Annotated in this window: 11 protein-coding genes; 7 read left to right on the forward strand and 4 right to left on the reverse strand. The window is 64.2% G+C overall.

What is annotated here, in order from left to right:
• The first annotated feature begins 52 nt into the window (after positions 1–52).
• Positions 53–280, forward strand: a complete 228-nt coding sequence (locus EN851_RS10275; protein WP_127871324.1) for an AbrB/MazE/SpoVT family DNA-binding domain-containing protein — start codon at positions 53–55, stop codon at positions 278–280.
• A gap of 12 nt (positions 281–292) precedes the next feature.
• Here the strand turns inward: EN851_RS10275 and greA are convergent, their stop codons facing one another.
• Positions 293–766 carry a transcription elongation factor GreA gene (greA, locus tag EN851_RS10280; RefSeq protein WP_127280456.1) on the reverse strand — a complete coding sequence of 158 codons (474 nt, stop codon included), beginning with the start codon at positions 764–766 and terminating at the stop codon, positions 293–295.
• Positions 767–902: 136 nt separating this feature from the next.
• Between greA and EN851_RS10285 the strand changes: the two genes are divergently transcribed.
• Positions 903–2279 (forward strand): TIGR03808 family TAT-translocated repetitive protein, encoded by a 1377-nt coding sequence (locus tag EN851_RS10285; RefSeq protein ID WP_135883414.1) that lies wholly within the window; start codon positions 903–905, stop codon positions 2277–2279.
• Between the two features lie 2 nt (positions 2280–2281).
• Here EN851_RS10285 and EN851_RS10290 read toward each other — a convergent pair whose 3' ends face one another.
• A complete protein-coding gene (locus tag EN851_RS10290) occupies positions 2282–3286 on the reverse strand; it encodes an asparaginase (protein ID WP_135929104.1) in 1005 nt (334 codons plus the stop codon).
• Between the two features lie 27 nt (positions 3287–3313).
• Positions 3314–4480 carry an acetyl-CoA acetyltransferase gene (locus EN851_RS10295; RefSeq protein ID WP_135929105.1) on the reverse strand — a complete coding sequence of 389 codons (1167 nt, stop codon included), beginning with the start codon at positions 4478–4480 and terminating at the stop codon, positions 3314–3316.
• A gap of 198 nt (positions 4481–4678) precedes the next feature.
• On the opposite strand from EN851_RS10295, the gene betI reads away from it, so the two are divergent.
• The 5 genes from betI (at position 4679) to betB (ending at position 10983) form a co-directional block, all read left to right on the forward strand.
• On the forward strand, positions 4679–5269 hold the full coding sequence (gene betI, locus EN851_RS10300) for a transcriptional regulator BetI (protein WP_135883416.1): 591 nt from the start codon (positions 4679–4681) through the stop codon (positions 5267–5269).
• Positions 5266–6795 (forward strand): choline-sulfatase, encoded by a 1530-nt coding sequence (betC, locus tag EN851_RS10305; RefSeq protein ID WP_127277706.1) that lies wholly within the window; start codon positions 5266–5268, stop codon positions 6793–6795. The genes betI and betC overlap by 4 nt, the downstream gene beginning before the upstream one ends.
• Positions 6792–7796 carry a threonine/serine dehydratase gene (locus tag EN851_RS10310; RefSeq protein WP_189521804.1) on the forward strand — a complete coding sequence of 335 codons (1005 nt, stop codon included), beginning with the start codon at positions 6792–6794 and terminating at the stop codon, positions 7794–7796. Before betC ends, EN851_RS10310 begins: the two co-directional genes overlap by 4 nt.
• A complete protein-coding gene (betA, locus tag EN851_RS10315; RefSeq protein ID WP_135929107.1) occupies positions 7789–9441 on the forward strand; it encodes a choline dehydrogenase in 1653 nt (550 codons plus the stop codon). Before EN851_RS10310 ends, betA begins: the two co-directional genes overlap by 8 nt.
• 78 nt (positions 9442–9519) lie before the next feature.
• The gene (gene betB / locus EN851_RS10320; RefSeq protein WP_135929108.1) at positions 9520–10983 is read left to right on the forward strand and encodes a betaine-aldehyde dehydrogenase; all 1464 of its coding nucleotides are present in this window, start codon (positions 9520–9522) and stop codon (positions 10981–10983) included.
• A gap of 6 nt (positions 10984–10989) precedes the next feature.
• Here betB and EN851_RS10325 read toward each other — a convergent pair whose 3' ends face one another.
• Positions 10990–13224 carry a mannose-1-phosphate guanylyltransferase/mannose-6-phosphate isomerase gene (locus EN851_RS10325; RefSeq protein WP_135929109.1) on the reverse strand — a complete coding sequence of 745 codons (2235 nt, stop codon included), beginning with the start codon at positions 13222–13224 and terminating at the stop codon, positions 10990–10992.
• Position 13225: the final 1 nt, after the last annotated feature.

Genomic DNA, 13225 nt, shown 5'->3' on the forward strand with positions numbered 1-13225 from the left:
AGCGCCGGAAAGGTTGTGTCACAATGACTAACGCAACCAAGGGTAACGGCCCGTGAAGACTATTGTCCGCAAGCTCGACGACGGATCAGGTGTCGTGATCTTGCCGCAGGAAATGCTGGACAACCTGAACATGCGAGTAGGCGATCAATTCCAGATCATCGAAACCGATGACGGCGTCATTCTAAGACCGATGAGAAGTGACGACGTCGAACGGCAGATGCGCGCTGCTCGTGATGTCATGGACCAGTATGAGGCCGTATTGCAAAGGATGGCCAAGTAGACGGGCCTTGCGTCAACTCTCTGAGAGCTTGACGATCTCCCATTCCTTGCCGTTGACGCTGGCGACGTCGCCGACCTTCTTGCCGAACAGCGCGACCGCCATCGGCGAGACATGCGAGATGCTGCCCTTGGCGGGATCGGCTTCGTCCTCGCCGACGATCTTCCAGTGCACCTTCTTGCCGTCATCACTTTCCAGCGTGACACCCATGCCGAAGCGGACGACGTCGCTGCCGGGCTCCGGTACGGACAGTTCGGCGTTCTCCCGCCGCGCGGTCCAGTAGCGCAGGTCACGCGACACGACCGCGATGCGCTCGCGATCGGCCTTTCTCTCGGCTTTCGCCAGCACGTCGCGCAAATCGGCCAGATTGTCCTCGATCTGCGCCAGGCCGCGCTCGGTCACCAGGTTGCGGTGCGTGCTGATCGGCCTCTCGCCAACGCCGGCGATGGCATTCTCGCTGTCTTCCTCGCGGGTAAAAGCTCTGCTCATCTCCTGAACTTAGGCGCCGAGTGGCCGCTCGACAAGCCATGCCCCCCGAGAACGGCTGCCCAGCGTCTGGCATGATTCCTGCGGTGTCAGGACTGGACACTGGGGTGTCGGGACTGAACACTTGGATTGTGTGCCGATGTTGAACAGACGAATGCTGCTGACTCAGACCGCCGGCTTTGCCGTGATGGGCCTCGCGCTCGGCAAGGCGGCGGCCGCCAGCCTGACCGGCATCGAGAAGGCCTCGATGCGCGGTTCCATCAATGCCACGGAACTTGGCGTGCAGCCCGGCACGTTTGACGACCAGAGCAAGGCCTTCGCTAAGCTGCTGCGCGATGCCAACGGCCGCGACATGCCAGTCTTCCTGCCGCCCGGCACCTATGTGGTGTCCAATCTCTCGCTGCCTGGCCGCGTGCGTCTGTCCGGGGTACCGGGTGCGACGCGGATCGTCTATGGCGGCGACGGCCATCTGTTCATGGCGGAACAGGCCGACCATATCGAACTCAGCGGGCTGGTTTTCGACGGTTCGAACCGCTCGATGGGCGACTATGCACAAGGGCTGCTCGATCTGCGCCGGGTCGCTCACCTGGTGGTGGATAACTGCCAGATCACCGGAAGCGGCAAGAACGGGCTGGCGCTGGAACACGCGGCGGGCAGGATCGAGCGTTCGGACATATCAGGAGCGGCGGACGCCGGCATCTATTCCGTCGAAGCCGCCGGGCTGGCCATCACGGGCAACACCGTCTCCGATTGCGCCAATGGCGGCATCCTCGTGCACCGCTGGCAAGCGGCGGAAGACGGCACCATGGTCACCGGCAACCGCGTCGAACGCATTGGCGCGCGCAGCGGCGGGACCGGCCAGAACGGCAACGGCATCAATGCCTTCCGCGCTGGAAATGTCGTTATCTCGGGCAATGTGGTTTCGGACTGCGCGTTCTCGGCGATCCGCGCCAACAGTTCCAGCAATCTGCAGATATCGGGCAACACCTGCGCACGCTCGGGCGAGACCGCGGTCTACTCCGAGTTCTCGTTCGAGGGCGCCGTCATCTCCAACAACATCGTCGACGGTGCGGCCAACGGTATCTCGATCGTCAACTTCAACGAAGGCGGCCGCATGGGTGTCTGCTCCGGCAACATCGTGCGCAATTTGTCGACATCAGGCCCCTACACCGCCGACCCGCCCGGTTTCGGCGTCGGTATCGCCGTCGAAGCCGACACCATTGCTTCCAGCAACGTCATCGAGAATGCACCGCTCTACGGCATGTCGATCGGCTGGGGGCCGTATCTGCGTAATGTCGTGGCCACGGGAAACATCATCCGCAAGGCAGGCACCGGTATCGTCGTCAGCGTGGTCGAGGGCGCCGGCACCGCCGTCATCTCCGACAATGTCATCGACGGTGCGTCGAACGGGGCGGTTGTCGGCCAGCGCTGGGCCGAGCCGGTGACGTCAGACCTTACCCAGACCAGCAGCAGCGGCTTTGCGCATCTGACCGTCGAGCGCAACCGCGTCAGCTGACCTCAATTCAAGGCTGGCGTCGGCCTCAGCGCCCCGACCTTGGCGCCAATCCGGCTTTCGATTGGCGCGTTCGCCAGGTCCAACAACTTCGCGGCCACGGTTTCGTCCGCCCGCAGCAGCCTGGCGAGGACGGCAGCGGCGATTGCGTCGCCAGCGCGCCCGGCACCGTCATCGCATTTGACGGCGATACCGAGACCGAGTTCCGGAAGCGCGGCACAATGGACGCCCTCGGCCCCGCCTTTGGCAAAAATCCGCCCGGGAGCGGCTTCCATCAGCAACAGGTCCGCACGGCCTGTGCCCGCGACGAAGAACGGCTCCGCCATACAGGCCGAAAGCAGTCGCTTCGCAGCTTTCGCCCGCTCGGGGCCAAAGCCCTGTCCCGTCGCCATGCGGGCAAAGCCGAGCGCGAAACTCCTCAGCGGCACCGCATAGGTCGGGATCGAGCAGCCATCGGTCGCGCGTTCGTCGGCGCCGTGGGCAGCGCCGGTGACCGACTGCATGGCGTCGCGCACCATTTCCTGCAAAGCGTGCCCCGGCTTGACGTAGCCGCGATGCTCAATGCCGGAATGCACGCAGGTGCAAAGGAAGCCGGAATGCTTGCCGGAACAGTTGTTGTGAAGCGCATTTGGTGAACCGCCGGCACGTGCGAGCGCAATCTCGGCGTCATGGTCCGAGGGCCAGTGGGTGCCGCATTCGAGCGCCGACCTATCCAGCCCGGCCCCGGCCAGCATGGACCGCGCCAGGTCGACATGTGCCGGCTCGCCGGAATGGGAGGCACACGCTAGCGCCAGTTCGCGGTTGCCGAAGCCGTAGGCATCGGCGGCACCCGTTTCGACAAGCGGCAGGGCCTGGATCGCCTTGACGGCGGAGCGGGGAAAGACCGGCTTAGATGTGTCGCCGATCTCCAGGACCGGCTTGCCGCCGGCATCGAAGACGGCGACGGCGCCGCGATGGGCGCTCTCGACAATGGCGCCGCGCAAGACTTCGATCAGAACCGGATTGGCCATGTCACCTCCCGTGAATGCCGGGGCGGTTTACCTGATCCGATCAAGAATGGAAACGTAGTTGGCGACAGCCGCGCCGCCCATGTTGAAGATGCCGCCGAGTTTTGCGCCCGGCACCTGGATGCCACCGGCTTCGCCAACAAGCTGCATGGCGGTCAAGACATGCATGGAGACGCCGGTGGCGCCGATCGGATGGCCCTTGGCCTTCAGGCCTCCTGAGGGATTGACCGGCAGGCGGCCGTCTTTTGCCGTTGTGCCATCCAGCGCCAGCTTAGCGCCCTCACCGGGCTTGGCCAGTCCCATCGCCTCATACTCGATCAGTTCGGCGATGGTAAAACAGTCATGCGTCTCGACGAAGGAGAGATCGTCGAGCGTCACGCCGGCATTCTTCAAAGCGCGGGTCCAGGCCTGCTCGCAGCCTTCGAAGGCCAAGATGTCGCGCTTCGACATCGGCAGGAAATCCTGCACGTGTTCGTTGGCGCGGAAGGCTACGGCGCGGCGCATCTTCAGCGCCGTGTCCGTGTCGGCAAGGACAAGGGCGGCGGCGCCGTCGGAGACAAGCGAGCAGTCGGTGCGCTTCAAGGGTCCCGCGACGAACGGGTTTTTCTCACTCTCCTGCCGGCAGAAATCATAGCCGAAATCCTTGCGCATCTGCGCATAGGGATTGTCGACGCCGTTCTTGTGGTTCTTGGCGGCGATCATGGCGAGCGCATCCGACTGATCGCCATAGCGTTGGAAATAGGCCTGCGCGATCTTGCCGAAGACGCCGGCAAAGCCGGCCGGCGTGTCACCGTCCTCGGGCAGATAGGACGCCTTGAGCAGGTTCTTGCCGATCTCGGGCCCGGGCGTTGTCGTCATCTGCTCGGCGCCGACCACCAGAACGACCCGGGCAGCGTTTGCATCGATCGCGCGGATGCCTTGCCGGACGGCGGCCGAACCGGAGGCGCAAGCGTTCTCGACGCGCGTGGCCGGCTTGAAGCGCAGCCGGTCATCGGCCTGCAGAACCAGGCTTGCCGTGAAATCCTGCGCCGAAAAACCGGCGTTGAAATGTCCGAGCACGATCTCGTCGACCTCGTCCGGCCCGATGCCGGCATGGTCGAGCGCGTCCGTCGCGACCTTGACGATCAGGTTTTCGAGCGTCTCGCCTTCGAGCTTTCCGAAGCGCGAATGCGCCCAGCCAACGATACATGCGGTCATGGCGGTCTCCATCCTTGGCGCCAGCCTAGCATGTGGGCTCATGGCGCACTTCGCCTTTATTGTTCAAATATAAACATTCCTGCTCGAACCGTGAAGAGCCGCCACGCAACAATCGCTTGGTGCAGGTCGCGTCAGCATCGATTTTTTGTTGATTGACGCGTCAATAAAAAATAATCTCCCGAAAAGATCGGGAACAGCATGCCAAAGGTCGGAATGGAGCCATTGCGCCGCAAGGCGCTCATCGACGCGACGATCTCGGCGATCGGCGAGCGCGGCTCGCTTGACGTGACCATGTCCGAGATTGCCGGACGCGCCGGTGTGTCTTCGGCCCTTGCCCATCACTATTTCGGCGCCAAGGACGAGCTGCTGTTCGCGACGATGCGGCACATCCTGGCCGAACTGACAATCGACATGCGCCGCGCGCTTCAATCCACCACCTCCCCGCGCGAGCGCGTGTCGGCCGTGGTCGCCGTCAATTTTTCCGACATCCAGTTCCAGGCGGAGACCATCGCCGCATGGCTCGCCTTCTATGTCGAGGCGCAGCAATCGTCCTCGCTGCGCCGGTTGCTCAGAATCTACGCAAGGCGGCTGCATTCGAACCTGATGAGCGGTTTGATCGGTATCCTGCCCAGGACCGAAGCCGACCGCGCCGCGGAAGCGACGGCGGCAATGATCGACGGGCTCTACATCAGGCGCGCGCTGAAGGATGGCGTGCCCGACGCCGCGACCGCGATCGCGCTGGTCGAGGACTATCTCGAAACCAAACTTGGCGGACGGCACAAACAGTGACAGCGAAGCGACCCAATTTCCTGATCGTCATGGTCGACCAGCTCAACGGGACCTTTTTCCCGGATGGGCCGGCGGAATTTCTGCACACGCCGCATCTGAAAGCGCTGGCGGCGCGTTCGGCGCGCTTTGCCAACAACTACACCGCCTCGCCGCTTTGCGCACCGGGCCGCGCCTCGTTCATGAGCGGCCAGTTGCCGTCGCGCACCGGTGTCTACGACAATGCCGCTGAATTTACCTCGTCGATCCCGACCTTCGCCCATCATTTGCGTGCCGCCGGCTACTACACCTGCCTGTCGGGCAAGATGCATTTCGTCGGACCGGATCAGTTGCACGGTTTCGAGGAGCGGCTGACCACCGACATCTATCCGGCGGATTTCGGCTGGACGCCGGACTACCGCAAACCCGGCGAGCGCATCGAGTGGTGGTATCACAATCTGGGTTCGGTAACCGGCGCCGGCATCGCCGAGACCACCAACCAGATGGAGTATGACGACGAGGTCGTGTTCCTCGCGTCTCAGAAGCTCTATCAGCTTTCACGCGAACAGGACGATGCAAGCCATCGGCCATGGTGCCTCACCGTCTCGCTGTCGCACCCGCACGATCCCTATGTCGCGCGCAAGCAGTATTGGGATCTCTATGAGCATTGCCAGGCGCTGGACCCGGAAACCGGCTTCATCGCGCATGACGAGCAGGATACGCATTCCCAGCGGCTGTACCACGCCAGCGACTATCCCTCTTTCGAGATCACACCGGAGCAGGTGCGTCGTTCGCGGCGCGGCTATTTCGCCAATATCTCCTATGTCGACGACAAGCTCGGCGAGCTCCTCGACGTTCTCACCCGAACGCGCATGCTCGACGACACGATCATCCTGTTCTGCTCCGATCACGGCGACATGCTGGGCGAGCGAGGCCTGTGGTTCAAGATGAGCTTCTTCGAAGGCTCGGCGCGGGTGCCGCTGATGATCGCCGGCAAGGGCGTGCCGGCCGGGCTGATCGACGCGCCGGTCTCCAATCTCGACGTGGCGCCAACGCTTTGCGACCTCGCCGGCATCGACATCGGGTCGATCGCGCCGTGGACCGACGGCCAGTCGCTGCTGCCGCTCACCAAGGGCGGGCAGCGCACGGCACCGGTGTTGATCGAGTACGCCGCGGAAGGCTCCTATGCGCCCTTGGTGGCAATCCGCGAGGGCCGCTACAAATTCGTCCATTGCGAACTCGATCCGCCGCAATTGTTCGATCTCGAAGCCGATCCGCTGGAGCGGGACAATCTTGCCGATGATCCCGCCAATGTGGCGTTGGTGGCCGAGTTCATGGACAAGGTCAGGGCGCGTTGGGACATGGCCGGCTTCGACGCCGCCGTGCGCGAGAGCCAGGCGCGCCGCTGGGTGGTCTATCCGGCGCTGCGCAATGGCGCCTATTACCCCTGGGATTTCCAGCCACTGCAGAAGGCGTCAGAGCGGTACATGCGCAATCACATGAACCTCGACAATCTCGAAGAGAGCAAAAGGTATCCGCGAGGCGAATGATGACAGATCTTCTCGTTCCCACCCTCGATCATCTCATGCAGGCCTATGCCGTCACCTCCCAGGCGACACAGGTCACGCCGCTGCTGGAATCGACGGCACTCGCCAAGGAAACCGGTGCGGCCCGGGTCTTCATCAAGCCGGAATCGCTGCAGTGGGCCGGATCCTTCAAGGTTCGCGGCGCCTATTGGCGGCTGAAGCGGCTTTCGCCCGACGAAGCAAGGAAGGGCGTCGTCGCCTATTCCTCCGGCAATTTCGCGCAAGGGCTGGCGGCCGCCGGACAGGCGCTCGGCATCCCGGTCACCATCGTCATGCCGATCGACGCCCCGGCCGCCAAGCGTGATGCGACATCAGGCTATGGCGCCCGCGTCGTGCTGACCGATCATGGCGATCGGGCGCGTGAAGAGGTCGCGGCCGCAAAGGCGCGCGAGATCGCGGAGACCGAAGGTCTGGCTCTGCTGCATCCGTTCGACGATCCCGAGATCGTCGCCGGCCAGGCGGGCGCCGGCCTCGAGGCGCTCGACCAGCTGTCGGCCAAGGACGCCAGCGCTGATCTTTTGTTCTGCTCGGTCGGCGGCGGTGGGCTGATCGGCGGCGTTTCGCTCGCCTTCCACTATCTGTCGCCGGCGACCGAGATCATCGGCGTCGAGCCCGAAGGGTTCAACGGCATGGGCTCGTCACTGGCGCATGGCGCGATCGAGACCATGCCGATTGGCCCGAAGTCGATCTGCGACGGGCTGATGTCGCGCCGGCCCGGCGACGCCCCCTTCGCAGCGGTCAAGGCAGCGGGTGTTCGCGGCATCACCGTCGACGACCAGTCGGTGCGGCGGGCAATGAAGATCGCCTTCGAGCGGATGAAGCTGGTGCTGGAGCCTTCGGGCGCGGCGTCGCTGGCGGCGCTGCTCGGCGGCAAGGTGGATGTGGCGGGAAAGACCGTCCTCGTGGTGGCAACCGGCGGCAATGTCTCGCTCGCCGATTTTATGGCGCATATGAACGATGCTTGAAGCGGATTTCGTCATCATCGGCTCCGGCTCCGCCGGCTCGGCCATGGCCTATCGCCTGTCCGAGGACGGCAAGCATTCGGTCATCGTCATCGAATTCGGCGGCACCGATCTCGGACCTCTGATCCAGATGCCGTCGGCGCTGTCGATCCCGCTCAACATGAACCTCTACGACTGGGGGTTCGCCAGTGAGCCGGAGCCGCATCTGGGCGGCCGCGTGCTGGCGACGCCGCGCGGCAAGGTGATCGGCGGCTCGTCCTCGATCAACGGCATGGTCTATGTGCGCGGCCACGCCCGTGACTTCGACCATTGGGCCGAACAGGGAGCGGCCGGCTGGGGTTTTGCTGACGTGCTCCCCTATTTCAAGCGCATGGAAGATTCCGACGGTGGCGAGGATGGCTGGCGCGGGCACGGCGGCCCGCTGCATGTGCAGCGCGGCTCGCGGCGCAATCCGCTCTATGGCGCCTTCGTCGAAGCGGGCCGGCAGGCAGGGTTTGAACTGACCGACGACTACAATGGCGCCAAGCAGGAAGGCTTCGGGCCGATGGAGCAGACCATTCTGGGCGGCCGCCGCTGGTCGGCGGCATCAGCCTATCTGAAGCCGGCACTCAGGCGCAAAAACGTGAGTCTGGTCAAAGGCTTCGCGCGCCGGGTGATTATCGAGAATCAACGCGCCATCGGCGTCGAGATCGAAGCTCACAAACAGATTCAGGTCGTTAAGGCGCGACGCGAAGTGATCGTCGCCGCATCGTCGATCAACTCGCCAAAGATCCTGATGCTGTCCGGTATCGGCCCGGCCGGGCATTTGCGCGAGAACGGCATTCCCGTCCTGGCAGATCGGCCCGGCGTCGGCGGCAACCTGCAGGACCATCTGGAGCTCTACATCCAGCAGGAATCGACCAAGCCGATCACCCTGAATTCAGTGCTGAACCCGTTCTCCAAGGCGATGATCGGGGCGCAGTGGCTGTTCTTCAAATCGGGCCTGGGCGCCACCAATCATTTCGAGGCGGCCGCCTTCTTGCGCTCGCACGCAGGCGTCGACTATCCCGACATCCAGTACCACTTCATCCCGGCGGCGGTGCGTTATGACGGCAAGGCGGCGGCGAAGTCGCACGGCTTCCAGGCGCATGTCGGGCCGATGCGCTCGAAGTCGCGCGGCTCGGTGACGTTGCGCTCGCCGGATCCGAAAGCGAAGCCGGTCATCCGCTTCAACTACATGTCGCATCCGGACGATTGGGCGGAGTTCCGCCATTGCATCCGCCTGACCCGCGAAATCTTCGGCCAGTCGGCCTTCGATGCCTACCGCGGACAGGAACTCTCGCCGGGCAGCCATGTCCAGTCGGATGACGATCTCGATATGTTCATTCGCGACCATGCCGAAAGCGCCTACCACCCTTGCGGCACCTGTCGAATGGGCCGGGTCGATGATCAATCGAGCGTCGTCGATCCGGAATGCCGGGTCATCGGCGTCGACGGATTACGCGTCGCCGACTCCTCGATCTTCCCGCGCGTGACCAACGGCAACCTCAACGCACCATCGATCATGACCGGCGAGAAGGCGTCCGATCACATCCTTGGCCGTACACCGCTCGCGCCGTCCAACCAGGAGCCATGGATCAATCCGCGCTGGCAGGCGTCTGACAGATAGGCCATGATCCGGGCAACGGATCGAGCCGCCTCGATAGATTGAGCCGCCCACTTGGGCGCAGACGATTTGGAGATCCCCATGCGCGCCCAGCCCACGGCTTCGCACTATGTCAACGGACGCTATATCGAGGACGAGGGCGGCGCGCCGCTGCCGGTGATCTATCCTGCCACGGGCGAGACCATCGCCATGCTGCGTTCGGCGACGCCGAACGTGCTGGAACTCGCCATCGAGGCCGCACGCGCCGCACAGCCGGCCTGGGCGCGGCTCAAGCCGGTCGAGCGCGGCCGCATTCTGCGCCGTGCCGCCGACATTTTGCGCGCCCGCAACGCCGACCTTGCCCGCATCGAGACGCTGGACACCGGTAAGGCGATCCAGGAGACGCTGGTGGCCGACGCGCCTTCCGCCGCCGATTGCCTTGAATATTTCGCCGGCGCGGTCGCCGTCTTCAACGGCGAAGCGGTCGACCTCGGCGGACCCTTCGCCTACACGCGCCGCGAGGCGCTTGGCGTCTGCGTCGGTATCGGCGCCTGGAACTATCCGATCCAGATCGCCGGCTGGAAATCGGCGCCGGCGCTCGCCATGGGCAACGCCATGGTGTTCAAGCCATCGGAAAACACGCCGCTTTCGGCGCTGGCGCTGGCCGAGATCTACTCGGAAGCTGGTCTACCCGACGGGCTGTTCAACGTCGTGCAAGGCTATGGCGATGTCGGCGCCGGGCTGGTCGGCCATGATGTCGTCGCCAAGGTTTCGGTGACCGGCTCGGTGCCGACCGGGCGCAAGGTCCTGTCGCTGGCCGGCTCAGGGATGAAGCACGCGACGATGGAACTCGGCGGCAAGTCGCCGCTGATCGTCTTCGACGATGCCGATCTCGAAAACGCCATTGGCGGCGCCATGCTCGGCAATTTCTATTCGAGCGGCCAGATCTGTTCCAACGGCACGCGCGTCTTCGTGCAGAGCGGCATTCACGACCGCTTTGTCGAGCGGCTGGTCGAGCGAACCAAGAAAATCCGCATCGGCGATCCGCTCGATCCGGATACGCAGATGGGTCCGTTGGTCAACAAGGCGCAGCAAGACAAGGTCGTCGGCTATATCGCGGCTGGCAAGCAGGATGGCGCCACGCTCGCTTGCGGCGGCAACGTGCCGTCGCTGCAAGGCTTCCAGGGCGGCTTCTTCGTCGAGCCTACGGTCTTCACCGGCGTCACCGACACCATGCGCATCGCCCGCGAGGAGATTTTCGGCCCGGTCATGAGCGTGCTGAAATTCGACGGTGAGGACGAGGTTATAGACCGCGCCAACGACACCGAGTTCGGCCTTGCCGCGGGCGTGTTCACACGCGACCTGCCGCGTGCCCACCGCGTCATTGCCGAGTTGCAGGCCGGAACCTGCTGGATCAACGCCTACAATCTGACCCCTGTGGAAATCCCCTTCGGCGGGGTCAAGCAATCGGGCATCGGCCGCGAGAATTCGCTGGCGGCACTGGCGCCCTATTCGCAGCTGAAGTCGATCTATGTCGAGACCGGGGACGTGGCAAGCCCGTACTGATCCCGCCTACTTGTCCACAGTCCCATCCAGATACTGGGTCAGCGCACAGACCAGATGGTAGAAGATACTGGCCGGCACGTCTGACGCCAGCGAGCGGCCGCGTTCGTCGATGCGGTCGATCCAGAGGCCCAGCGGCGCCGGGTCGATGTGCCAGCGGAACAGCCGGCCGACGCGCGCCTCGATCTCCGGCTTGAGATCAGGGCCGCCCGAGCCATCCAGCGCGATCGCCGCCTTGAGCGCTTCGGCCTGCGGCCAACTGCGCGATATCAGGTCGAGCGGCAGGCCCTGCCGCGAGACTGCCCCATAGGCAAGGCCGGTGGCGCGGTTAAGGCCGTTCGCGATCGCCGAGGCATAGAGTTTTCGGGCATAGACGCTCAGCTCGGCCTGGCCGCTTCGATCGGCAAAATCGACCAGCAGCGATGCCCATTCGAAGTGATGGCCGGGTTCGGTCCAGGTTCCCTTCTCTCCCAAGACCGGTTTCCATTCGGAATCGAAAAACTCGCCGAGCGTCCAGCTCTCGGGGTCGAAGAAATGGCTGCGGAAGAGGTCGATGATGCGGGCCGCGCGACGCAGATGCGCGCGCTCTCCGGTCGCCTGGTGCCAGGCCAGGAAAGCTTCGAGCAGATGCATGTGCGGATTGGAGCGCCGCTCGCCGGCCCCATCCGATGTCTCGAGGAACCCCGTCATGCGGCTGTCCTCCAGATGCGCATCGAGGAAGGCGAAGGTCTCCTCGCCGAGCCGCAAGGCATCGGGATTGCCCGACATATGCGCGTGCGCCAGTGCCAGCAGAATGCAGGAATGATCGTAGGCGTCCTCGACCGGGTCGGCGACGGAGCCATCGACATTCAGCGTGCGCACCCAACCGCCCCGTTCGGTGCGGCCCTGCCCTGCCATGAAATCGATGCCATGCGCGATCAGCCGGTCGGCCGGGCCGGTCCAGCCACGTTCCTTGGCAACGGCGAAAGCATAGACCTGCCTGGCCTGGGTGCGCATGCGCTTGGGCTTGACGAGCGGCCTGGTGTCGAAACCCAACGCCTCGTGGAAGCCGCCATGGCGCTCGTCGACGCCTGATGTCGACCATAGCGGCAAGGTCTCCTGGAACAGCCAGTGATGCACGCGCCGCCGCCAGGCGCCGCTTTCGATGACGCGGTCGTGCGCTGGCGTGAATCTGGTTTCCAGCCGTCCCGATTTTTCGAGTTGTTCGACGATCTTCTTGACGTGCTGGCTGTGGCTCACCGGGGCAACGAAAGTGGCATCCGCCGTCGAGACGATGGCAACGTCCTTCATGCCGATCGCCGACAGCAGGCGGCCGTCGCTGCGGATATAGGAATTCTCACAATCGATGGCGACGACATCACCGACGACGACGTTGCCTCGCTCGTCAGCGGGACCGACGTCGAGGAGCGATTGCCAGGAGCCGAGATCGTTCCAGCGGAAAACGGCCGGCACCATGGCGATGTCTTTTGCCCGCTCCATGATGGCATAGTCGATCGAGTTCGACGGGATGGCCGCGTAGAGCTCCAGCGGCATATAGAGGCCGGACAGGTCCGATGTCGCCGCCTTGTAGGCCGCTTCGGTAGTGCGCCAGATATCGGGCTGGAATGCCTCGAAGGCGTCGCGCATGGCACCCGCCCGAAACAGGAAGATGCCGGTGTTCCAGTAGAAATTTCCCGCCTTGAGATAATCATTGGCCGTCGCGAGGTCGGGCTTCTCGACGAAGCGCGAAACGTCGAACACCCCGCCCTTCTCGGCCGATACCTCGATATAGCCGTAACCGGTTTCCGGCTGGGTCGGCTTGATGCCGAACACCACCAGGCGGCCGGCGCGCGCCGCCTGCGATCCCGCTTCGATACTTTGCCAGAATTGCCCCGCCGTCGCTATTTCATGGTCGGAAGGCACCACCAGCACCAGGCTGTCGCCGAATTCCGACAGAGTGCGCAGCGTCGCCAGTGCGACGGCGGCGGCGGTGTTGCGTCCCGCGGGCTCGAACAGCGGGCCGCCGCCGGCAAGATCGAGACCGGCCAAGTCGGCATGGACACGATCGGCGTGACGTTCCGAGGCGATGAGGAAGATCGGCGTCTCGCCCGCCGGTCTCGCCGTCAGGCGGCGCAAGGTCTTGGCCAGCATGGAGCCATCGCCCGACAGATCGTGGAACTGCTTGGGATTGTCCTCGCGTGACAGCGGCCATAGCCGAGAGCCAACGCCGCCGCTCATGACAAAACTGACGATCCGCTCGGTCATT

It is taken from the genome of Mesorhizobium sp. M8A.F.Ca.ET.208.01.1.1 (genome assembly GCF_004791315.1).
Taxonomy (GTDB): domain Bacteria; phylum Pseudomonadota; class Alphaproteobacteria; order Rhizobiales; family Rhizobiaceae; genus Mesorhizobium.